Below are 22,329 nucleotides of genomic sequence, written 5' to 3'. Positions count from 1 at the left end.
AGGGCTGTGGATGCGGTTGACTATGCCGCGCACCGGCGCGTAGAGGCGCGAGCGTGCGGCGCGCAGGGGAACGACTCCTTTATCGGCACGGGCGAGAGCGAGCGGTTCGAAGGCGGTCAGGGCAGTGACACCATAACCGCCGGGGGCGGTGACGATACGCTGGCCGGGGGTGAGGGCGATGCCACGCTCAATGGCGGCAGTGGCAGTGATATCTTCTTTGTCGGCAATGGACGCACGGTGATCGAGGATTTCAACGCCGCCGAGGATTTCCTCGATTTCTCGTTCACGGGCCTAGGTCTGGTCGGACGCAATGCTGCGCTGGCGAACGCGACGGATAACTTTGGCGAGACCACGGTCAATCTGAGCACTGGGGGCGCGCTGGTCTTCGGCAACCTGACAGTGGCCGAAGTGCAGGCGCTGTCCGATCCGGATGCGGGCACGCCGCCGCCGCCGCCGACCACGCCGATTGCCTGGACGGTGGGTGATCCGCACCTGCTGACGCTCGACGGGGTGGGGTATGATTTTCACGCCATCGGTGAATTCGTGCTGCTGCGCGGTGTTGCGGGCGGGGTTGCGGATGGGTTCGAGATCCAGTCCCGGATGGGGCCGGTGCTCGATGATCAGGGCGATCCGGTGGCCAATGTCTCGGCCAATATCGCGATTGCGGCTCGGCTCGGGAACGGCTCGGAAGTGATGATCGACTCCGCCGATGCCGGTCCGCTGTCGGTGGATGGTGTGACGCAGACCCTTGCGGATGGCGATGCGATCGACATCGGAAGCGACCTGATCGTGCGTGATGGTGACATGTATACGGTCATCTTCGCCGGTGCCGACGGCAATGTAGGCGATGGCGATGCGCGGCTCAATGTGATCGTGCGTGACGGGTTCGTCGATCTCAGTGTGCAGATCAGCGCCGACATGGCGGGCGCGGTCGAGGGGCTGCTGGGCGACGGCAACGGCAATCCGGATGACGATATCGCGCGCGCTGATGGCACCGTTCTGGAGCGTCCGTTGGCCTTCGAGGATCTCTATGGTGGCTTCCGTGATGACTGGCGGGTGACTACCGAAGAGCAGAGCCTGTTCACCTACGATGCTGGCGAGACACTGGTGGGCTTCTACGATCCGGATGCGCCGGGCGATATCCTGAGTGCCGACGATTTTGACGCCACGGCTGTGGATGCCGCGCGCACCGCCGTGGAAGATGCAGGCCTGACGCCGGGCACGGTGGCCTACGAGAACGCGCTAATCGACTTTCTTCTGACGGAGGATGAGACCTTTATCGAATCCTCGTCGACCCAGACCGCGCCCGCACCGGAGAATACCGGCTCGGCGGGCACGCTCAATCCTGGCGAAGAGCGTGTCACGCTCAATGTCAGCCTGACTGACGAGAGCGGTGCGGGCATCGACGGGGCGGTGGTCAACTTCACCGCCGGGGGTGCGCCGATCCTTGGGCAGTCCGCCGGAACACAGGGGGCATATAACCTGCGGCTCGGGTCTTCGACCGTTGAAGGCCGGGTGGATGCGGTGCGCGACTTCGACACCGGGGATGCCAGTATCGACGTGACCGATGCGCTCAATGCGCTGCGGCTGGCGGTCGGGCTGAATCCGAGTTTTGGCCCTGCAAATGCGATGGATTTCATCGCGGCGGATGTCGATCAGAACGGGGCGGTCAACGTGACCGACGCGCTCGATATCTTGCGCTTTGCGGTGGGGCTCGAGACTGAGAATGCGCCGCGATGGGTTTTCCTCGACGATACCCAGGACCTCAGCGGCACGTCGAATAGCAATGTGAGCTATGAAACCGGTACGGAAAGCGGCGCGATCATCGAAGGCGGAGATCTGCAACTGACCGGTGTTCTGCTTGGGAACCTTGCAGCAGAAGTCTGATCGGTGCCATGGCCTGAAAGCGGGCCGCGATGCGATCCAATTGAGCGGCGCGCCCTGGCATGGGGCGCGCCGTATTGCTTTACCCGAGGGTTTTGTTGAAGGCGTGACAAACTTGGTTATTGTTGTCGATATCAGCCCGCGCTGCGGCCTGGGTTTGCTGACAGGGAGATAACCATGAAAAACACTATAGTTCTGACGGCTGTGCTTTTGGCCAGCACCACGATCGGCGCCTCCGCCGAGACGCTCCGGTGGGCGCGGGCGGGCGATTCGCTGACGCTTGATCCGCATGCACAAAACGAGGGGCCGACGCATACCCTCGCCCATCAGGTCTACGAGCCGCTCATCATCCGCGACATGACCGGCGCGTTTGAGGCGGCACTTGCCACCGATTGGGCCCCCAAGGAAGACGACCCGAATGTCTGGGTGTTCAACCTGCGGCAGGGTGTGACCTACCATGACGGTGCGGCATTCACCGCCGAGGACGTGGTCTTTTCGATCAACCGCGCGCAATCCGAACAGTCGCGGATGAAGGAACTGCTGTCCTCGGTCGTGGAGGTGCGCGCGGTGGATGACCACACCGTCGAATTCGTCACCGACGGGCCGAATCCGATCCTGCCTTCGAACCTGACCAACCTGTTCATGATGGACAGTGGCTGGGCCGAGGCCAATGGCGTGGTCGAGGTGCAGGACGTGGATGGCGGCGAGACGACCCATGCCACCACCAATGCCAACGGCACCGGCGCGTTCAAGCTGGTGAGCCGCGAGCCGGACGTGAAAACCGTGCTGACGCGCAATGACGCCTATTGGGGCATGGACCAGTTCCCGATGGAAGTGAGCGAGATCGTCTATACCCCGATCCAGAACGCCGCCACGCGGGTGGCCGCCCTGCTCTCGGGCGAGGTCGATTTCATCCAGGACGTGCCGGTGCAGGATCTCCAGCGGGTGTCGGGTACGGATGGCTTGGTGGTCAAGACCGCGCCGCAGAACCGGACGATCTTCTTCGGTCTCAACCAAGGCCCTGACGACATCCCGAACGACAATGTCGAGGGCAAGAACCCGCTTTCGGATGTGCGCGTGCGCGAGGCGATGAACCTCGCGATCAACCGCGACGCCATTCGTCAGGTCGTGATGCGCGGCCAGAGCCAGCCTGCTGGCATCATCGCGCCCCCCTTCGTCAATGGCTGGACCGAGGAGATGGATCAGGTCGAGACCAATACCGACAAGGCCAAGGCGCTGATGGAAGAGGCGGGCTATGGCGACGGCTTCTCGATCCAGCTCGATTGCCCGAATGACCGCTATGTCAACGACGAGGGCATCTGTCAGGCCGCCGTGGGCATGTTCGGCCAGATCGGCATCACCGTCAATCTCGATGCCAAGCCCAAGGCACAGCACTTCCCGTTGATCTCCTCGGGCGGCACCGATTTCTACATGCTGGGCTGGGGCGTGCCGACCTATGACAGCGAGTATATCTTCAACTTCCTCGTGCATACGCGCGGCGAAGAGCGCGGCAGCTGGAATGGCACCGGCTATTCCAACCCCGATCTTGACGCCAAGATCGTGAGCCTCGCCTCGGAGACCGATCTCGACAAGCGCAACGCGACCATCGCCGAGATCTGGAACACGGTGCAGGACGAGGTGCTTTACCTGCCGATCCACCACCAGGTGCTGAACTGGGGGATGAAAGAGAATGTCGGCATCGAGGTCAGCCCCGAGGACGACCCGAAGGTGAAATACTTCACCATGAAGTAAGATCCGACGGGCGGCGGGCCACGCGCCTGCCGCCCGCTCTCTGACCAGGCACCGGAGCCCGCCATGCTGGCCTATATCATTCGACGCGTCGCCCAATCGGTGCTCGTGCTCTTGGTCGTGGGCCTTGTTGCCTTCGCAATGTTCCGTTTCGTGGGCGATCCCGTCGACGCGATGCTGGGGCAGGAACGCACCCAGGCCGATATCGCGCGGCTCACCGCCGAACTTGGCCTCGATCAGCCCTTTCCGGTGCAATACTGGCGGTTTCTGGAACAGGCGGTGCAGGGCAATTTCGGGCTCAGCTACCGGCAGGGGCGGCCGGTCTCTGAGATCCTCGTCGAACGTTTGCCCGCCACGCTGGAACTGGCTTTTGTTTCGGGGCTGATGGCGCTTGCGGGCGGCATCGCACTCGGGATCTTCACCGCGATCTGGCGACGCGGCATTTCGGCCAATATCATCATGACCGTCTCGCTTATCGGGGTGTCGCTGCCCACCTTTCTGATCGGCATCCTGCTCATTTATCTTTTCTCGGTGGAGCTTGGCTGGCTGCCCAGTTTCGGGCGCGGCGAGGTCACGCGCATCGGCTGGTGGACAACCGGTTTTCTCACTGAAAGCGGGCTCAAGGCGCTGATATTGCCCGCCATCACCCTCGGGCTCTACCAGATGACGCTGATCATGCGGCTGGTGCGCACCGAGATGCTGGAGGTTTTGCGCATGGAATATATCCGCTTTGCCCGCGCCCGTGGCATCCGCGAGAAATCCATCAATTTCCGCCACGCGCTCAAGAACACCCTGGTGCCGGTGATCACCATCACCGGGCTGCAATTGGGCTCGATCATCGCCTTCGCGATCATCACCGAGACGGTGTTTCAATGGCCTGGCGTGGGCCTATTGTTTATCAACGCGATCCAGTTCGTCGATATCCCCGTGATGGCCGCCTATCTGATGCTCATTTCGGTGATGTTCGTCGGCATCAACCTGATCGTCGACATGCTCTATTTCGCGATCGATCCGCGCTTGCGCGTCGACCGCACTGCAGGGGGACACTGACATGGCCGAGACCCGGATCGAGACGCCTACGGCCCCGTCCCGCTCGCGCCTTCGCCGCACGTGGGAGAGCGATTTCATCTGGTCGTTCCGCCATTCGCCGGTGGCGGTGGTCTCCTTTGCCGTGGTGCTGCTGATGATGCTTGGCGCGCTCTTCGCGCCCCTCATCGCGCCGCATGACCCGTTCAACCCCGCCACGCTCAACCTGATGAACGGCTTTACCCCGCCGGGACAGGCCAACCAGTTCACCGGCGAGTTTTTCGTGCTGGGCACCGACGATCAGGGGCGCGACGTGTTCTCGACCATCCTGTTCGGGATGCGGATCTCGCTCTTTGTCGGCCTCTCGGCGGTGTTTCTGGCGATGCTCATCGGTGTCACCGTGGGCCTGATGGCGGGCTATCTCGGCGGCTGGACCGAGACCATCATCATGCGCGTGGCCGATGTGCAACTGACCTTTCCGGCGATCCTCGTGGCGATGCTGATCTTTGGCATCGCCAAGGGCATCACCCCGCCAGAGCATCGCGACGCGATGGCGATCTGGGTGCTGATCCTCGCCATTGGCCTCTCGGACTGGGTGCAGTTCGCCCGCGTTGTGCGGGGTGCCACGCTGGTCGAGAAGAACAAGGAATACGTGCAAGCCGCAAAGCTCATCGGGCGCACGCCGTTCTCGATCATGCTGCGCCACATCCTGCCCAACGTGCTCAACCCGGTGCTGGTGATCGCGACGATCTCACTGGCGCTTGCCATCATCGCCGAGGCGACGCTGTCGTTCCTCGGCGTCGGTGCGCCGCCCACCAAACCCTCGCTCGGCACGCTCATTCGCATCGGGCAAGAGTTCATGTTCTCCGGCGAATGGTGGATCCTCTTCTTCCCCGCCGCCACCCTGCTGGCACTGGCCCTGTCGATCAACCTGCTGGGCGACTGGCTCCGCGACGCGCTGAACCCGAGGCTGAGATGAGTGATACCCCAGTTCTGTCCGTCCGTGACCTCGTCGTGGAAATCCCCACGCGACACGGCATCCTGCGGCCCGTGGATCACGTCAGCTACGATATCGCGGCGGGCGAGATCCTCGGCGTGGTGGGCGAATCCGGGGCCGGAAAATCCATGACCGGCAATGCCGTGATCGGCCTTCTCGATCCGCCCGCGCGCATCACCTCGGGCGAGGTGCTGTTGAGCGGCCAGCCGGTGCAGTCCTTGCGCGGCGACGCACTCCGGCGGCTGCGGGGCAAACGAATGGGGATGATTTTCCAGGACCCGCTCACCTCGCTCAACCCGCTGCTGACCGTGGGCGATCAGCTCGCCGAGACCATCATTGAGCATCTCGACGTGAGCCAATCCGAGGCCCGCCGCCGCGCCGTTGCGGCGCTTGATGAGGTGGGTATCCCGGCGGCGAGCCAGCGGATGGGCAGCTATCCGCACGAGTTCTCCGGCGGCATGCGGCAACGGGTGGTGATCGCACTCGCGCTCTGCGCCGAGCCTGATCTGGTGATCGCGGATGAGCCCACCACCGCGCTCGATGTGAGCGTTCAGGCGCAGATCATCGTTCTTCTAAAGCGCCTCTGTCGCGAGCGTGGCGTCGCGGTGATGCTGGTCACCCATGATATGGGCGTCATCGCCGAGGCTGCCGACCGGGTGGCGGTGATGTATGCCGGGCGGTTGGCAGAGCTCGGCCCGGTGCGCGAGGTGCTGGGCCGCGCGCGCCACCCCTATACCGCAGGTCTCATGGCCTCGACTCCGCTGGCCAGCCAGGGCCGGGCGCGGCTGCGGCAGATACCCGGCGCGATGCCGCGCCTCGGCAACCTGCCCCCCGGTTGCGCCTTTTCACCGCGCTGCGAGCGGGCGCAGGCGCAGTGCCGCGAGGAGCCGGGCCCGACGCTGGAGCGCTGCGACGGGCGCGCTGCCTGCTGGTTCCCGCTCAATACGGACGCGACAGAAGAGGCCGAGGCATGAGCCCGATCATCAAGGTGCAGAACCTCACCCGGATTTTCGACGTCTCGAAACCCTGGCTCAACCGGGTGATCGAGCGTCAGCCCCGCGCGTTGCTGACCGCCGTTTCGGAGGTGAGCTTTGAGGTGCCCGAGAACAGTGTTTACGCGCTGGTGGGCGAGAGCGGGTCCGGCAAATCCACCATCGGCAAGATCATCGTCGGGCTGGTGCCGCCGTCAGAGGGCATGGTCGAGATCGAAGGCGTCGATCTGGCCAGCGAAACCGATGCGAAGAAGATCGACGCCGTGCGCGCCGATATCCAGATGATCTTTCAGGACCCCTATGCCAGCCTCAACCCGCGCTGGCGGGTGCGCGACATCATCGCCGAGCCGGTCGCCGCGCGTGGTGGCAAGGCCGATGGTCTGGCGGAACGGCTGCTGGAACAGGTGGGCCTCTCGGCGGCGGATGCCGGTAAATATCCGCACGAATTCTCTGGCGGCCAGCGGCAGCGTATCTGCATCGCCCGCGCGCTCTCATCCGAGCCGAAAATCATCGTCTGCGACGAACCGACCTCGGCGCTCGATGTCTCGGTGCAGAGCCAGGTGCTCAACCTCATGTCCGACCTGCGTGAAGAGTTCGGCCTCACCTATCTCTTCATCAGCCACGATTTGACAGTGGTGCATCACATGGCCGACATGATCGGCGTGCTCTATCTCGGGCGGCTGGTCGAGGAGGCGTCGCGCGACGCGCTCTTCAACGACCCCAAGCACCCCTATACGCAGATGCTCTTCGATGCGGCCCCGCGGATGGATGCCTATGGCCGTGAGGTCGATCCGCCCAAGGGCGAGATCCCCGACGCGATCAACCCGCCGCCGGGCTGCGCCTTTCACCCGCGCTGCCCGCTGGCCGTTGAGCGCTGCCGCGTCGAGCGCCCCGAGATGCGGCGGATCGGCGGGACGCGTGTGGCTTGCCATCTGGCGGAATAGGGCAGGGGACTGACATGAAAAATGCCCGCCGTTCCCGGCGGGCATTTGCTTAGTCGGGGCGCGTCAGGCTTACTTGACGCAATCGCGCAGGGCGGCGGCGTCGGGCCCGTTGGGCGTGCGCCCGAGGTTGAACGGCGCCGAGGCGTCGCGCCATTGCGCGTAGTCGTTGAGATATTCGACCATGCTCAGATAGACCTTCGCCGAGTTCGGGTTGGCGCAGGCAGTCTCGACGATCACCTCGTTGGCCATTTCCTGAACCTTGGCGAGCGTCTCGTCGTCATAGCGGTTGATCTCGACCGCCTCGTCGAACTTGGCATAGGCTTCGGTGGCGCGCTTTTCGGTGAAGGCGAGCGACCACAGCAGGGTCGCGTCGGCGGCGATCTGCAGTTTTTCCTGCGTCTCGGCGCTGAGCGCGTCCCAAGAGGATTTGTTGATCATCACGCCAAAGACCGAGGCCGACTGGTGCCAGCCCGGCGTCGCCCAATACTGGGTGACTTGCTGAAAACCGCCGGACCAGTCGACATTGGGGGTCGAAAACTCGGCCCCGTCGATCACGCCACGCTCCAGCGACTGGTAGATTTCGCCACCCGCCATGGAGACCTGATTGCCGCCAAGGCGCTCCAGAAGCTTGCCCTGCTCCAGCCCCGAGAGGCGCAGGCGCTTGCCCTGAAGATCTTCTAGGTTGCGGATCGGCTCGTTGGTGCGGAAGCCGGATTCGTTGTTGGTCACGCCGTAGGGCAGGTAGACCATGCCATAATTGCCGTAGATCTCGTTGTAGAGGTCGGCACCGCCCCATTGCTGGATCCAGTTCACGTAATCGACAGCGTTGAACAGGCTGGGCGTCGTGGCCAGCGGCGAGAAGGCCGCGTCGCGCCCGGCCCAGTAACCGGGCCAGTCGGCGCCGGCCTGGATCGTGCCCGATTCGACCGCGCCGAAGACCTCGCCCGAGGGCACGAGCGAGCCGCCGTCGAAGAACTCGATGGTCAACTCACCTTGGGTCAGTTTGTTGGCCAGATCGACGAAGTGCCGGTCGGTTTCGATCAGTTCCAGCGAGGACGGCCAGGTCGTGGTCATCGTCCAGTTCTCTTGCGCGGTGGCCTGCCCGGCCAGCGCGGTCGCGGCCCCTGCCGCGAAAACGAATGCCTTGATGGTCATGGTTTCTCCCTTCTCCATGGTTGTGGTTACTTGGTGTAGAGGACATCCGGCAGCCAGGTGACAAGCGCCGGAAAGATCGCGACGAGCACACACATCGCGACAATCAGCGCGATGAACGGCAGCACGCCGCGGATGATAGAGCCTGTGCGCAGATCCTTGGGCGCGATGGCCCGCAGGTAAAAGAGCGCGTAGCCGAATGGTGGTGTCAGGAACGAGGTTTGCAGCACGACCGCCATCAGCACGACGAACCACAAGAGGTTCACGTCCGGCATTTCCTGAATGATCGGCAGGAAGATCGGGAAAGACAGCAGCACGATCCCGGTCCAGTCGAGAAACGCCCCGAGAATGAACACGATCGCCATCATCATGGTGATCAGCATCCACGGCTCCATATCGAGCGTGCGGATCAGTTCCTGCGTGGCACGCAGGCCGCCGGTGATATTGAACACGCCGGTAAAGGCGGTGGCACCGACCACGATGAACAGGATCATCGCCGATGTGCGCCCGGTTTCTAGCATCGCGCCATAGAAGGTGCCAAGTTGGAACCGCCCGCGCGCGATCACGATCAGCAGCGCGAGTGCGGCACCAATGGCCGAGGCCTCGGTCGCCGTGGCGATGCCCGCCAGAAGCGAGCCGAGAATGCCGAAGATCAGCACCAACGGTGGCAGCGCCTCGACTGCCAGCATCCGCATCAGGGTGGCGCGCTCGACCTTCTCTTCGGGCTCCACCGCCGGGGCGAGATCGGGGCGCAGAACCGAGATGATGTAGACATAGACCGCATAGCTGAGGCCCAAGAGCACGCCGGGGATCATCGAGCCCGCGAAGAGTTCCCCCACAGAGAGCGGCGAATAGCTGGCCATCAGGATCAGCATGATCGACGGCGGAATGAGGATGCCCAGACAGCCCGAGGCCGCGATCACCCCGGCGGTGAGCGAAGGCGCATAGCCGTATTGCAGCATCGGGCGGAGGGCCATCACCCCCATCACGGTGATCGACGCCCCGATGATGCCCGTGGTCGCCGCCAGCAGAATCGAGATGAATACCACTGCCAGCGCGAGCCCCCCGCGCACCTGACTGAGCATCAGGCGCAGGGTCTCGAACATCCGGTCGGTCACGCCTGAATCCGATAGAAACCGGGCCATCAGTACAAAGAGCGGAATGGCGATCAGGGTGTAATTGTCCAGCACATCGCCGAAAATCCGGTTGATGACGATACCCAGCACCATCGGCTTGCCAGCGATGATCGCAGTCAGCACGGCGGTGCCACCCAGAACGAAGGCCAGCGGATGCCCAAGGAACAGGCCAAGCAGAAGCAGGCCGAACATCAGGACGGCAATCAGTTCGGGGTTCATTCGGAGGCCTCCTGCCTGTCGAAGACGATTTTCAGAACCTCGGCGACCCCCTGCACGAGCAACAGCCCAGCGGCGACGCACATTGCCATCTTGAGCGGATAGACCGGCATCTGAATAGCACCGTAGGTGACTTCTCCCTGCGCCCATGAGCGCTCGGCGAACTCCCATGACCGGGTGAGAAACACCCAGGCGAAGGGAAAGAAGAAGATCGCATAGCCCAGTAGGTCGGCGATGCGCTGACCGCCGCGCCCAAGCTTTTCAGTCAGGATATCGACACGCACATGCGCCTTGTGCCGCAGCGCATAGCCACCGAGCAGCACGAAGTAGAAACCAAAGAGCTGTTTGGAGACGTCGAAGGCCCATCGTGTCGGCTCATTGAACACGTAGCGCAGAACCACGTCATAGATGATGATCGCGGCAAAAATGATGGCCAGAACAGATATTACTCGCCCAACGATTTCATTCAAACCGTTGATGGTTCGCACGACCATACCGGTCCCTCCCCCTCGATTTTTGCCCGGCGGTCGCGGTTCGACCGTCGCGCATCTATCTACCTCGCGGGAACTGTCGCGTGTTTGAACACGGAGTTCAAGGGGCTCTCAGGCGTCTTTCATACAACTGAAATACTTAAGTATTTTTATGAAGCCCGGCGTTCACGACCGCGCGCGCCGATGTGACGGGCAGGGTCGTGAACGCGCAGCGCGGAGCCGATCAGGCCTCGACCGGTGCGTCCCATCCGGGCTTGAGCGCACCCTTCGCCATGTCCAGCGTGTATTCCGACAGGATCGAGGATGTCCCGTCTTTCACGCTTTGCATATACGCCTGCGGCTCGGCGATGAAGTAGCAATGCGCCTGCACCCTCTCGCCGTTGACGACGACCGAGATCGTCTTGCGCATGTAGGTGTTCTTTTGCCCGGGGCCGTTGTAGCCCTCCAGCTTGTCGATCTCTTTCAGTCCGCTCGACTTGACCCGGTAAACCTCTCCCATGACCTGCTGTCCGTGGCCTTTCAGATCGACGAGCGTTGCCATGCGGTGCAGGTAGGGGCATTTTTCATTCGTGCAGGCGGGTTCGTCCTGAACGACCAGCGGCACGCGTTGAAAGGTCTTGGCCTCGCCGACGAAGTCCGACAACAGATCCTTGTACTTGTCGTGATTAGGGAAGCCGCGTTTGAGCGAGCCATAGGTGAAGTAGAGATGGGTTGTTTCGGCCTCGGTGCCTGCGCCGTCCTGCCCGGCACCGGCCAGACCAACCGCGTCTGGATCATCGACATTGAACTTTTTCGACCAGTCGACCAGCCGGGAATAGACCGCGTCGGACAATTCGACTTCGCTCAACAGTTGCAGGCAACTCGTGACGTTGAAGTCGTCCTGATCGAGCAGCAGGTTGATGATGTCCTCGGCACGGTTCTTCATGGCGACATGCATCGCCGAGAAGCCGAACGCGTTGACGATGTTCACGTCGATCCCCAGCTCAATGAGCTTGCGGGCGGCGTTCAGATCCGTTTTGCCCTGAGCGGTGCCATGCCCCGAGGTTTCGCCTGCGCCGCCCGCCGCGTAGTGCAGCAGGCCATCGCCGCTTTCCTCATCGACGATGTTCACGCCGACCACCTGTTCCTCGATCGTGCGGAATATCCTTGGCCACAGGCCGCCGTCGTTCTGGCGCGATGCCTCTTGCGCCCATTTGATCACCCGGTGCTCCTGATGATCAAGGTCGTCAAAGGCGACCTCGAGGGCGTCCAGAATTTCCTCTGGTGTCGCCATCGCCCCGATGCCGACCATGCCGTTCGATAACTTGTCCGATCTTGGGCCCACGAATGTGCCGCCGAGACGCTTCAATTGCGCGACGTTGCTCTGCGTGTTGATGTTGTTCCACATGTTGGTGTTGCAGGCCGGGCAAAAGATCACCGGCTTTTTCTGGTACTGCCACGCAACGAACACCGAGGTGATCAGGCTGTCGCCGATCCCGTTTGCGACCTTGCCCATGGTGTTGCAGGTGATCGGCGCGACAATCACGCAATCGGCCCAGTCACACAAGGCAAGATGCGAGGCGCGCACTTTCATGTCGAATTGCTCGTAGCGAAAGTTCCACTCGTCGCTGTCGCGGTAGATGTCACTGTGCTTGATCTTGCTGAGGATGGTTTCGGTTCCGAAATCCTTGAAGAAATGTTCGGCCTGTGGCGAAGGCGCAAGTTTCACGTGGTGGCCCGCGGCGGTCAGTTCCTCGACCAGTCGCGGCACCTTGTCGGCGGCCGATGAACCGCAGGCGCACAAAAGCACGTTGCGCTTGCCGTCACGCGGGTCGGTCAACCCGCCCTTGGGGTAACCATATAGGTTGTGTTCGAGGCTCGGGGTCTCGTCGGCGGCCAGGGCCGGCAGGCCTGCCGCGCGGATCTGTTCCTGAAGCGATCCGCTGAGGATGGCGTTGACGATGTCGTCGCGCCGCCCGAGGTATTCGCCGTTCAGGAACATGTAGGGCACCGTCGCCTTGCCGGTCATCCGTTCCAGTTGCTGACGCATCCGCGATGCCAGCGTGCCGTTGCCCGACACGTCCTGCTGGAAAATCTCGGTTACGCCAATATTGGAAAGGATGCTTTGCAGCATGTAGGACCACGAGTCGTCGGGATCGTAGAACAGCGCCAGCGTGTTCTCTGAAATCAAACGCGCGACGTCGCCGGGGTCTTTGGGCACGTCCTTGCGCAGCAGCAAGACCATGGACGGGTTGCGCTTTTCGCGCAGACCGCGAAACAGGTGAGAACGCGGGGCCTGCCAGACCTGCGATGTCGCCGGGCTCATGTCGACCAGCGTCACATAATCGGTGTCGGCGTCATAGGCGATGCACAGGCACCAGAATTCCTGCAAAAGCGCAGTCTCGACATAGGCGCTTTCGGGGATCGCCACTGCCTCGTGCCCAAGCACGGCGTTGAGGTCGATATTGACCATCAGGTGCCGCTGCGACGCGGTGCCAAGCTGGTTGAGTTGCTCTGTGAACCACGTCTCGGGATCGTCCGCCTCGCTCTCTCCCCGGTCTTCAAAGATGCGGCTCTCGGCATCGAGATGCAGGTCCGAGAATTTTCCGAGATATTGATGGGCGATCAGGGCCAGTTCCTTGGCCGAGCGGATGGTGCTGAGCGATTCCGTATAGGACACATCCGTCGAGCGCAGCAGCTTGTCCTCGCTCGCCCAGTGATCGCCGAACAGCTCAAAGCTTTCGGCCAGGACGCTGAGACCGTTCAGGTTTGGCGTCGAACGCCGGAACATCTCGCGACGTTTCTCGTTGGTGATGTCGAGATGCGCGGTGCTGTCGACATAGCGGCAGTCCTGCGCGAACGTCGTCAGCTCGGTGTCCATGGCCTCGCGCGCCGAGAACCTGAGCAGACCGCGCGACCGCAGCGATCCACCATCGCGATCAGACATCGCGGAATGCAGCCGGGCGGTCGTGGTAACCCACATCTTGCCGTATTTCTCGGGGTGGACATCCATCATGTGCACCAGCCCGGTGCTGGGATTGCATTTCGCGATGACGGCGAAATGCCCGCCCGGCATGTCCGCGCGACCATGCGCGAGACCGACCTGAAAATTTGCGACGATGATGTCATTGTTCCCGGCGACCTGTACGGATTCCATGATCCCGTCGCGCAGCATGTGCTCATCCGTGGTGTCGGCATCCATGTAATGGACACGCACCTTCACGCGGTCGTTCAGACCCTTGGTGTGAATGTAGGTGCAGGCGATGTCGAACAATTCGCCAAGCGCGATGCCGGTATTGACGACATAGGCACTGGGCAGGTTGGCCTTGCGGAAGATGTCATTGACGTCGCAGGGAAACCCGAGGGCCGACAGGCTGAGGGCTGCGGCGGTAACGCTGCAACAGTTGATGGTCTGTTGAAAATGCTCCATCCGCTCGGTGACAAGTTCGCCGAAGAACGTGGCGAAGAACGCGAGGCGGGTGTCATCGGGCAGGTCGTGCCACTCCGTCGCGGACAGAAAAGCAACCTCTGTTCCTGCTCCAGCGCGTGCGATCAGGCTGACCGGAAGGTCATTGAATTCCAGATGTTCTTCATAAAAGTAGTCGCCCGGCTTTGCCGTGGTCAGCACGTCCTGCTTATGCAAAAGCGTCACGTCTCCCGTCAGCACGATATAAAGCCCGGTTGCGGGCAGGACTGTCTCATTCGTGAAACTGTGTGCCTTGAACCGCTGCATCAGGGCCTCGGGGGCCTTGTCGGACAACGTATCGGGAAGCGCACCGAGAACGATGTCCCACTGTGCGGGGGTCAGCGGGGTTGCGGGTGTTGCGGGGGTGGTGGAAATCTCGGACATAAAATGCATAGCCTCCGGTTGGGGTCAGGTTAAAAATCTCACATTATATCACTCGGTACTGATACAGAGCCGGGGCCGGTGATGGCCGGCACCGAATTGAACAACGCGGCATCCACCGCGCGGCGGGTGATCTCTTTCAACGTCTCGCCATCTGCGCGACCGCAGGCGACATCGAGCATCGCCCGCGTCCGGGCGATGTGAAAATCCGACCAGGGCGTTGGCTCTTCGTTAGCGTAGGCCTCCAATGCGTCGGCAAAGCGCGCGGCCTCGTCATGCTCGCCCGCGTTGAGACTGGCCTGCATCGCATTTCGATAGAACCTGAAATAGTTATGCCCGACGCATCCTTTTGCCAGAAGCGCCTCAGCCTCGGCGAGAACAGTCTTGCGGCGGGTCGCGTCCGGTGTCGTCAATCCGACCGTGGACATGACCCATGGGCCGATGAAGGTCTCGGCCCCCAGATCACGCAGCTTTCGGAGCGCGTTTTCGGCAATCGCGGCGGCCTCTGTGCCTTTGCCCTCGTAAAACGCGATGCGCGCGTTGGTCTCTTCAAGGAACGGCTCAAAGCGCAATGCGCCAATCTTTGTCGCCAAGTCCAGACCTGACTGAATCTCGAAACGCGCGTCCTCGAAACGCGCCATCGACGTGAGAATCCATCCGGCGGTCAGGCGCGAGACGATCTCGGGGCGGTGCATCCCGAGTTGTGCAGCGAGATCCGCCGATCGCAGTGCGTAATCCAGCGCGGTCTCGGTTTCGTTCATGTAGATTTTGGCGGTTGCCAGCATGAACAGATTGGCGCTTTCGACATCGGCCAGATCATGCTCGTGACAAAGTGCCAAGCATTTCTCGATCACCTCATGGGCCGAGAACATGCGGCCCTGTGCATAGGCGGCATCCCCCAGTCCGCTAAGCGCAAGTGCCTGGCGTCGCGGCAGGTCTGCGCGTCTGGCGTAACTGAGAGACGTCGTGTGTTCCGCCTCGCAGCCTTCCAGATCACCGCGTGGAAAATGAAGGCTGCCGCGCAGGTAATGAATGGTACTCAACTCGGCGATCAGCCCGGCCTTCTCCGCGATGTCCTGGGCGTGATCCAGCACGCTGTAGGCGTCGTCGATGCGGTCGAGAATGCGCATGGCCGACGCGATTCCGATCTCCGACTGGCAGATTTCAAGCGGTGTCTGCGCGCAATCCCGCGCCGACCTGAAACATTCGATGGACGCGTCATTCTGACCGGCATCCCGCAGCGCATCGGCCTTGACCCGCAGCAACGCCCCTTTGGCCTGTATGTCCGGCGCACAGCTAAGACCTGCATCGGCCAGCCGAAGTGCCTCTTCTCTCTGGAACCGCTCCCGCGCATCTTGTGCGACTTCGAGAAAGGCCTCGGCCGCCTCGGGGTCCATTGCGGCGGCAAGATGCTGAGCGTAGAGCCTGCGATCCTGCGTGGCATACCAGCGTGCGGCGGCCTTGTGCAGCGCGCGAAAGTCATTCCGCAGAATGGTCTGCAGAATCGCCTCGCGGATCAGCGCATGCGCAAAGAGATAGCCATCGTCGGTCGGCTTTATCAGGGCCGCCTCGACCAGCGGCTTTTCGTCATAGACGCTGATATCCGCGATGCGGGTCACCGCAGCCATGGCGAACCTTTGGCCAAAGATGGCCGCAGCCTGAAGGATCTTCTTGTCGATGAGAGCGAGCCGGTCGAACCGAGCCTGGATCAGGCTCTGGATCGAACTCGGAAGACGGCCGTTGGAGTCGGTTGCATGCGCCAGCATCTGCACAAGGAACAGCGGATTGCCCTGGGCCTTTTGGACGCATTCCTCGATCAGCTCTTCGGTGACGCGCAGGGTTTTCTGGGCCAGGGCAAGCGCCTCGGATTCCGTCAGCGCCTCGAGCGTCATGCACCTGACCCGCGCGGAACTGTCGATAGGGGCAAGCGTGACCTCCATCACCATCCCCTCCATCCTCGATGTGATTAGAAGCAGGATTGGATTGATCTTGCTTTCCTCGATCAGCAAATCGACCATTGGCAGGGCATCCGGGTCGGCCCAGTGGATGTCTTCGACAAGAATGAGTTGGGGTCTGTGCGCCGAAAAATGACGCAGGAGCTGCCGCAGCGTTTCGCGATAATTTTCGGTCCTTGCGTCGTCGCTCATCGCGCTCAGCATCAGCGACATATCACGGTCCAGCTTCCCACCCAGCATCTGCACCGCAAAGATCGCCGTGACCTGAGTGAGCACCTCTGCCTCGACGAGTTTCGAGACTGTTACCATGATGGCGGATTGCCGGGCGCGGTCCCTCAGGCCGCACATGCTTTTGACCAGTTTTTCGATTGGGTCATGCGTGTTGCCCGATCCGAAATCCAGAAACTGGGCCGTGTGCGTCTCAAACCCCGCCTCGTCCGCCGCGAAACGTGTCGCCTGCAGAAGGTGGGTCTTGCCAAGGCCTGCGTCGCCCCGCACATAAATTGTCTCGCCGGTGCCGCGCTCGGCGCAGCCTGACAGCGCGCCACGCATCACCGCCATTTCGCGATCCCGCCCGACCAGCGGTTTTACCTCGGTCGTTTCGCGGAACCCGATATAGCGATGTGCGAGGATCGGCACATCATATCCCTTGACCTCCAGGGACAAGGGCGTGTCGCAGACTATCTTGTGGCTGAGCGAGCGATAGATCAGGTGGTCGATCAGAGTCTCCCGGCGGTCCGCCCGGTCCGCCAGCCGCGAGGCGAGGTTCACGGTATCGCCGGTCAGCGTGAAATCCACGTCCTTGCGATGACCGTATCCGCGTCTTGAGAACAGGACATTGCCGACCGCAGCCCCGACGTGGATGGTCAGTTCCCGTCCGAACCGGTGCGATATCTCATCCATCGCGCGATGCATCTCAGAGGCCGCGCGCAGCGCACGTTCGGTGTCGTTGCCATAAGAGACCGGGGCCCCGAAGACGGCGATGACGCAATCCCCTCTATGGCCGTCGATGGTGCCGCCCATCCGCACGACGATCTCGTTGAGGCTTTCATAGAAGCACGACAGGACATCGTGCATGTCCTCGGTATCGAGGTCGCGCGAGAGGGCTGTGTAATCGTTCAGATCCGCGAACACGGTCGTCACATTTCTGCGCTCGGCCTCTATCCCGGCGTCCGCAGTGTCGTTTGCAGATGCGTCTTGGTCTGTGACCGGGTCGGGTGCGGCCAGCGTCTGGAACCGTGCATATAGCTTCTTGCGGTGTCCCAGTGAGGCGATGCCGATTTCCTTGAGTTCATCAAGGCTGAGATCCGCGACGAGGGTCAGGTCAATGTCGTTGTCTTCAAACAAGCAATAATATTGGTGAAATCCCAGCTCATCGAGCAAGCTCTCAAGCTCGGTCATCTTGCGATCCTTAGGGTTCATAATGTCGCCGCAGTGTAGTTTCCATACGCAGCAAGTAAAGATTTTTCAGGGTGGACTTGGACATTGCGTAGCATGTTCCGCCAACCACTGTCAGTTGATCAAAGGAGTTTGAATTCGCTTGTCACGGAATGGCAGGGCCTTGTGCGCTCTGGTCTGACCCTGCAGCGGAGTGAGGTGCGTGGCGCGGAAAGCAGAACCACTACATGACACCGGCTGCCCGGACAGACCATAACGCCTTAATCCCTGTGCGGATACCTGATAGATAGCTGCGGGTTTCCGGGAAAAATGTCGCATGAACGCGCCGCTTGGCGGCCAATGATTCCTGTTGGTCTCATCAGGTCCCATGTTGTAGGGCTGGGTGACGCTGATGGAGTCAGAGACATGGAACATTTCCTGACGGATCAGGTGTTCAACGCGGCCGGGCTTGCGGGGGTGGTGGTCTATCTGGGATCCTATGCACTGCTTCAGGCGGGCATTTTGCGCGGCGGCGGATATACCTACGCGATCCTGAATCTTTGTGCCTCCAGCCTGGTTCTGATCAGCCTGACCGTGGCGTTCAACCTGTCTTCCGCCATCATACAGGTGTCATGGATCGTCATCAGTCTGATGGGCATAGCGCGTCTTGCATGGATCAATGGCCATGTGCGATTTTCGGCAGAAGAAGAGGCCATGTTGCAGCAGGTCTTCACGGACATGCCGCGTCCGATGGCTCGCCGCTTTCTGAATCGGGGCAATTGGATCGACGCCACTGAAGGTGCCATACTGACCGAAGAGGGCACGCCAGTCGCCAACCTTTACTATCTGGCGGATGGCGAGGTGCAGGTCATATCCGGCGGTCAGGTCATTTGTAAGATCACCTCCGGGCTGATCGGCGAAATGAATGTTCTGTCCGGCGGAGAGGCCTCGGCCACGGTTCGGATCGCAACCCCATCACGCCTGTTCGTGATCTCGGGCGATGCGCTGAGACGCCTGAACGCGCGCGACCCAGATTTTCGCAATTTGCTGGGCAAGGGAATGAGCCGTGACACCGGTCGCAAGCTGATGTCCGCAAACGCACGCTGGTCTGAAAAAGCCGCCGCAGATTGACGCTGACCGCTTTGCGGGTCGCCTTGTCTCAACCAAAACCGAACTTGGCTGCGGAAGTTGGAGCAGGAAACACCCTTGTCCGAACCTGACCCGTCGGTGTCTTGTATCGCATTGAGCCAACACTTACCTCTGCCGATCACCAAAGGCCATTTTGAACCGGTCTGATCGTGCCGGTCGTCATAACGGCAGCGATCCTGATCTTCTCCGAGATCATTCCCAAGACCATAGGTGCCACCAGTTGGCGCGCACTTGCGCCCTTCACGATCCGGTCGCTCGACCTGACGGTGAAAGTGCTCGCCCCCGCCGTATGGACCTGCCAGCGCATCAGGGGAGTGTTCAACGCCGACAACGAAAAGCAGATGTTCAGCAGAACCGATTTTCTGGCAATGGCGCAGATCGGGGCGCAGGAAGGGCACCTTATCTCTGGCTTGAGGTGGCTAAAGTATTGATTTCAAGCCACATGGAATTTTCACGTATAGCGTTATGTGTGGCAGTAACATCACGGGCGCATGGTGTCTTCGAATAGCGAAAGCTCCTGCCTTCGGCAACAACTCAGCTGTCAATCTGCTGGGAAAGCATGCAAACCTCTCGCTCGATGGAGTGAAAGCGGATAGGTGGCGAACGATGACGAACCAATTCCCATCACACCCGCCGCGGGGACCGGAAGTGCAGCGGGCAGGGGCCCCGGCATTTCTCTGGATCCTCGTCGGCATAATGGCCGCCATCGAGGTCGCGCTCAGCCTTTCCGAGGCGGGATACCTGGGGTCGTTCAATTTGAGATGGCCAGCATTCGCGGTGGGGGCATTCTGGCAGCCGATCTTCGCGGGTGCCATGACGCCCATCTTTCCGGGGCAGAGGCTGATCATGCTGGTCACATACGCGTTCTTGCACGGCGGCATCCTGCACCTCGCGATCAACAGCGTCATCCTGCTGTCACTGGGCAAGCTCGCGACCAGCCGCATCGGGGCAGCCCGAACGCTCTTGCTGTTGTTCCTGTCGGCCGTCGGCGGCGGGCTTGCCTATGGACTTCTGTCACAGAGTGCCGGGCCGATGATCGGAGCGTCGGGCGCGGTGTTCGGCTTGATCGGACTCTGGCAGGGTTGGGATTACCGCATGCGGAAAAATGCAGGGCTTCCGCTGCGCCCGTTGATCACCGCAATCCTGGGCCTCGCCGCTGCAAATCTTGTCCTCTTCGTGATCTTCAGTGGCGGCTTGGCCTGGGAAGCGCATCTCGGCGGCTGGCTGGTCGGATGGGTCATGGCGCTGTTCCTGGCTGTTCGCAAGGTGCACATCTGAGAAATGCCTTTCTCTTCGACAGCGCGGCGTTCGAACATTCCGCCCTGAAGTCGTGCCATCTTTCCAGATCCCGACAATTCGCAGAAATCTGGTCATGAAAAGCGGAGCAACACCCGGATTCCATATTTGGATAAGATTTTGTTAATAAGCAAAAAGGTTTTTGGCGGTGGTGTCAGACAAATTCGAACTCGTCTCAGGAAGGGCAGGGTTGCTGCCCTTTACGCCGTGCAGAGATTGCGCCACTCGGCGAGAGCGAGGGCGCGGTTTCGCTTGAAATTTGATCTTGAGTAGAGGCTGCGCTCCGAGTTGAACAGATTGTAGACCGAGGCGTGTACGGCGGCGAATTTCTGTAAACTTCGCAATCGCCGGAAGCGCTGCATCGCCCGCTCTCGCCTTCGGAAAGGCAGGTGGGAATTTTCTGCCCTATTGTTCAACCAACGCCCCGTTTCCTGTCTATCGGCATTGCCGATCTCCTTCATCGCAGCGCCGTACGAACGCAGTCGGTCCGTGACAATGACGTCTGGGCGACCGTGCTTGCGCATTGCTTTCTTTTAAGAATTTCAAGGCAGCTTTCTTGTCGCGCCTCTTTGTTACGAAGCTTTCCAGAACTTCGCCCTCATGATCCACGGCCCGCCAGAGGTAATGCCTTTCGCCGCTTTTCTTCACGAATATCTCGTCCAGGTGCCAGCGCCAACGGCTGGATCTCAGTCCGGCCACACGGCGCATTTTGATCTCTGCTGCAAACAATGGCCCGAACCGATGCCACCAATACCGCACCGTTTCATGACTGACGTCGATGCCCCGTTCATGGAGCAGATCCTCGACGTTCCGTAATGAAAGCGGAAGGGGGGGCAGTGTTTCTGCGCATTCCCATAAGCGTGATGGCTGCCAGTCCAGTGCCTGCTCAGCCGGTGTGGGGCAGGATATCTAGTCCTCAGCTTCAGGTTATTTGACACGAGGACATTTCTCTGAATCACTGTCGAAAATGGTCGAGAGGTGATTGAGATGACGAAAACAGGGCCGTTGGTGAAATATGTGGTTCGGTTGAGTGCTGATGAGCGGTCGTTCCTTGAGGGGATGATCCGGACCGGTCGGGATGCTGCTTACCGGCTGCTGAAAGCACGGATCTTGCTCAAGGCGGACGCATCTGTGGAAAATGGCGGCTGGGATAATGCGCGGATTGCTACGGCATTGGACACCAGCGCGTCGACGGTGCTTCGCACGCGCCGCCAGTTCGTGGAGGAGGGTCTGGAAGCGGCCCTGGCGCGCAAAAAGCGCGAGACGGCGCCAACGCCCCGGATCTTTGACGGGGAAGCGGAGGCGCGCTTGCTGCAACTGGCCTGTTCGGAACCACCCGAAGGCCATGCGCGCTGGTCCTTGCGGTTGTTGGAAAAACGGGTGGTGGAACTGGGCATCGTGGAGGCAGCCAGCGACAGCACGATCCAGCGCGTGCTCAAAAAAACGCGCTCAAACCGCATCGAAGCCGCTACTGGGTGATCCCGCCCAAGGCCAACGCTGCCTTTGTCGCGGCGATGGAAGATGTGCTGGAGGTCTACACGCGCCCGCATGATCCGGCGCGCCCGCTGGTCTGTCTGGACGAGACGAGCAAGCAACTGACCAATGAGACGCGCACGCCAATCCCGATGGGGCCCGGCCGCGACGCGCGCTTCGACTATGAATACGAGCGCGCCGGCGTGGCCAGCCTGTTCATGCTGTTTGCGCCTCTGGAAGGATGGCGTCATGTCGCCGTTCGCGAGCGGCGCACGGCCGTCGATTATGCCCATATTCTGCGGGACCTGGCCGATACCCATTTCCAAGAGGCTGAAAGGATCGTTCTGGTGCAGGACAATCTCAACACCCACCGGCCAGCCTCGCTCTACGAGGCGTTCGACCCGGCCGAAGCCCGCCGGATCGCAGAACGGTTCGAATGGCACTACACACCGAAACACGGCTCCTGGCTCAACATCGCTGAATGCGAACTGAGCACCCTCGCACGCCAGTGCCTCGACCGCCGCATCCCCGATCGCGGGAAACTCGAAGAGCAGACCAGGGCATGGGAAATACCCCGCAACCAGGGCGGCACAGCCGTCAAATGGCGCTTCTCAACCGAGGACGCGCGCATGAAACTCGCCCACCTCTATCCGCAGATAAGCTGAA

At 61.3% G+C, this 22,329-nt stretch carries 15 protein-coding genes and 1 pseudogene; 10 read left to right on the top strand and 6 right to left on the bottom strand.

All coding sequences use genetic code 11. The features are described from left to right. The first annotated feature begins 6 nt into the window (after positions 1–6). From PVU19_RS16170 to PVU19_RS16145, 6 genes are all read left to right on the top strand, one after another. The gene (locus tag PVU19_RS16170; protein ID WP_050663032.1) at positions 7–1,887 is read left to right on the top strand and encodes a VWD domain-containing protein; all 1,881 of its coding nucleotides are present in this window, start codon (positions 7–9) and stop codon (positions 1,885–1,887) included. 174 nt (positions 1,888–2,061) lie between these two features. Further along, positions 2,062–3,636, top strand: a complete 1,575-nt coding sequence (locus PVU19_RS16165) for an ABC transporter substrate-binding protein (RefSeq protein ID WP_050663031.1) — start codon at positions 2,062–2,064, stop codon at positions 3,634–3,636. Between the two features lie 63 nt (positions 3,637–3,699). Continuing rightward, the gene (locus PVU19_RS16160) at positions 3,700–4,683 is read left to right on the top strand and encodes an ABC transporter permease (protein ID WP_050663030.1); all 984 of its coding nucleotides are present in this window, start codon (positions 3,700–3,702) and stop codon (positions 4,681–4,683) included. A gap of 1 nt (position 4,684) precedes the next feature. Next, the gene (locus PVU19_RS16155; RefSeq protein ID WP_050663029.1) at positions 4,685–5,638 is read left to right on the top strand and encodes an ABC transporter permease; all 954 of its coding nucleotides are present in this window, start codon (positions 4,685–4,687) and stop codon (positions 5,636–5,638) included. Further along, complete coding sequence (locus PVU19_RS16150) at positions 5,635–6,630, top strand: ABC transporter ATP-binding protein (RefSeq protein ID WP_050663028.1); 996 nt, start codon at positions 5,635–5,637, stop codon at positions 6,628–6,630. The genes PVU19_RS16155 and PVU19_RS16150 overlap by 4 nt, the downstream gene beginning before the upstream one ends. Then, on the top strand, positions 6,627–7,592 hold the full coding sequence (locus PVU19_RS16145) for an ABC transporter ATP-binding protein (protein ID WP_050663027.1): 966 nt from the start codon (positions 6,627–6,629) through the stop codon (positions 7,590–7,592). Before PVU19_RS16150 ends, PVU19_RS16145 begins: the two co-directional genes overlap by 4 nt. A gap of 69 nt (positions 7,593–7,661) precedes the next feature. On the opposite strand, the gene dctP is transcribed toward PVU19_RS16145, so the two are convergent. The 5 genes from dctP to PVU19_RS16120 all read right to left on the bottom strand — a co-directional run bounded on the left by dctP (position 7,662) and on the right by PVU19_RS16120 (position 17,769). Next, a complete protein-coding gene (gene dctP, locus PVU19_RS16140) occupies positions 7,662–8,747 on the bottom strand; it encodes a TRAP transporter substrate-binding protein DctP (RefSeq protein WP_050663059.1) in 1,086 nt (361 codons plus the stop codon). 26 nt (positions 8,748–8,773) lie between these two features. Further along, positions 8,774–10,099, bottom strand: coding sequence for a TRAP transporter large permease (locus PVU19_RS16135; protein WP_200901860.1), 1,326 nt, complete (start codon positions 10,097–10,099; stop codon positions 8,774–8,776). Further along, positions 10,096–10,590 carry a TRAP transporter small permease subunit gene (locus PVU19_RS16130; protein ID WP_050663026.1) on the bottom strand — a complete coding sequence of 165 codons (495 nt, stop codon included), beginning with the start codon at positions 10,588–10,590 and terminating at the stop codon, positions 10,096–10,098. Before PVU19_RS16130 ends, PVU19_RS16135 begins: the two co-directional genes overlap by 4 nt. A gap of 220 nt (positions 10,591–10,810) precedes the next feature. Beyond that, positions 10,811–14,416: a flavoprotein gene (locus PVU19_RS16125; RefSeq protein ID WP_160316366.1), complete on the bottom strand. Its 3,606-nt coding sequence runs from the start codon at positions 14,414–14,416 to the stop codon at positions 10,811–10,813. A gap of 38 nt (positions 14,417–14,454) precedes the next feature. After that, a complete protein-coding gene (locus tag PVU19_RS16120) occupies positions 14,455–17,769 on the bottom strand; it encodes an ATP-binding protein (protein ID WP_160316365.1) in 3,315 nt (1,104 codons plus the stop codon). A gap of 402 nt (positions 17,770–18,171) precedes the next feature. Between PVU19_RS16120 and PVU19_RS16115 the strand changes: the two genes are divergently transcribed. From PVU19_RS16115 to PVU19_RS16105, 3 genes are all read left to right on the top strand, one after another. Beyond that, positions 18,172–18,876: a Crp/Fnr family transcriptional regulator gene (locus tag PVU19_RS16115; protein ID WP_050663023.1), complete on the top strand. Its 705-nt coding sequence runs from the start codon at positions 18,172–18,174 to the stop codon at positions 18,874–18,876. A 167-nt stretch (positions 18,877–19,043) separates the two neighbouring features. After that, positions 19,044–19,325, top strand: a complete 282-nt coding sequence (locus tag PVU19_RS16110) for a CNNM domain-containing protein (protein WP_050663022.1) — start codon at positions 19,044–19,046, stop codon at positions 19,323–19,325. Positions 19,326–19,590: 265 nt separating this feature from the next. Further along, complete coding sequence (locus tag PVU19_RS16105; RefSeq protein WP_235575829.1) at positions 19,591–20,172, top strand: rhomboid family intramembrane serine protease; 582 nt, start codon at positions 19,591–19,593, stop codon at positions 20,170–20,172. Positions 20,173–20,390: 218 nt separating this feature from the next. On the opposite strand, the pseudogene PVU19_RS16100 reads toward PVU19_RS16105, so the two are convergent. Then, a pseudogene (locus PVU19_RS16100) lies at positions 20,391–21,015 on the bottom strand (IS6 family transposase); the annotation flags it as partial. A gap of 162 nt (positions 21,016–21,177) precedes the next feature. Between PVU19_RS16100 and PVU19_RS16095 the strand changes: the two are divergent. Then, a protein-coding gene (locus PVU19_RS16095) for an IS630 family transposase (RefSeq protein ID WP_274789773.1) occupies positions 21,178–22,328 on the top strand; the annotation gives its coding sequence in 2 pieces (ribosomal slippage) (positions 21,178–21,628 and positions 21,628–22,328; 1,152 coding nt in all). The last annotated feature ends 1 nt before the right edge of the window (position 22,329 follow it).

This window comes from Roseovarius tolerans, from assembly GCF_028885395.1.
Lineage (GTDB): Bacteria > Pseudomonadota > Alphaproteobacteria > Rhodobacterales > Rhodobacteraceae > Roseovarius > Roseovarius tolerans.
Note: the sequence above shows the minus strand (reverse complement) of the source record. Positions and strands in the feature narration are given on the sequence as shown.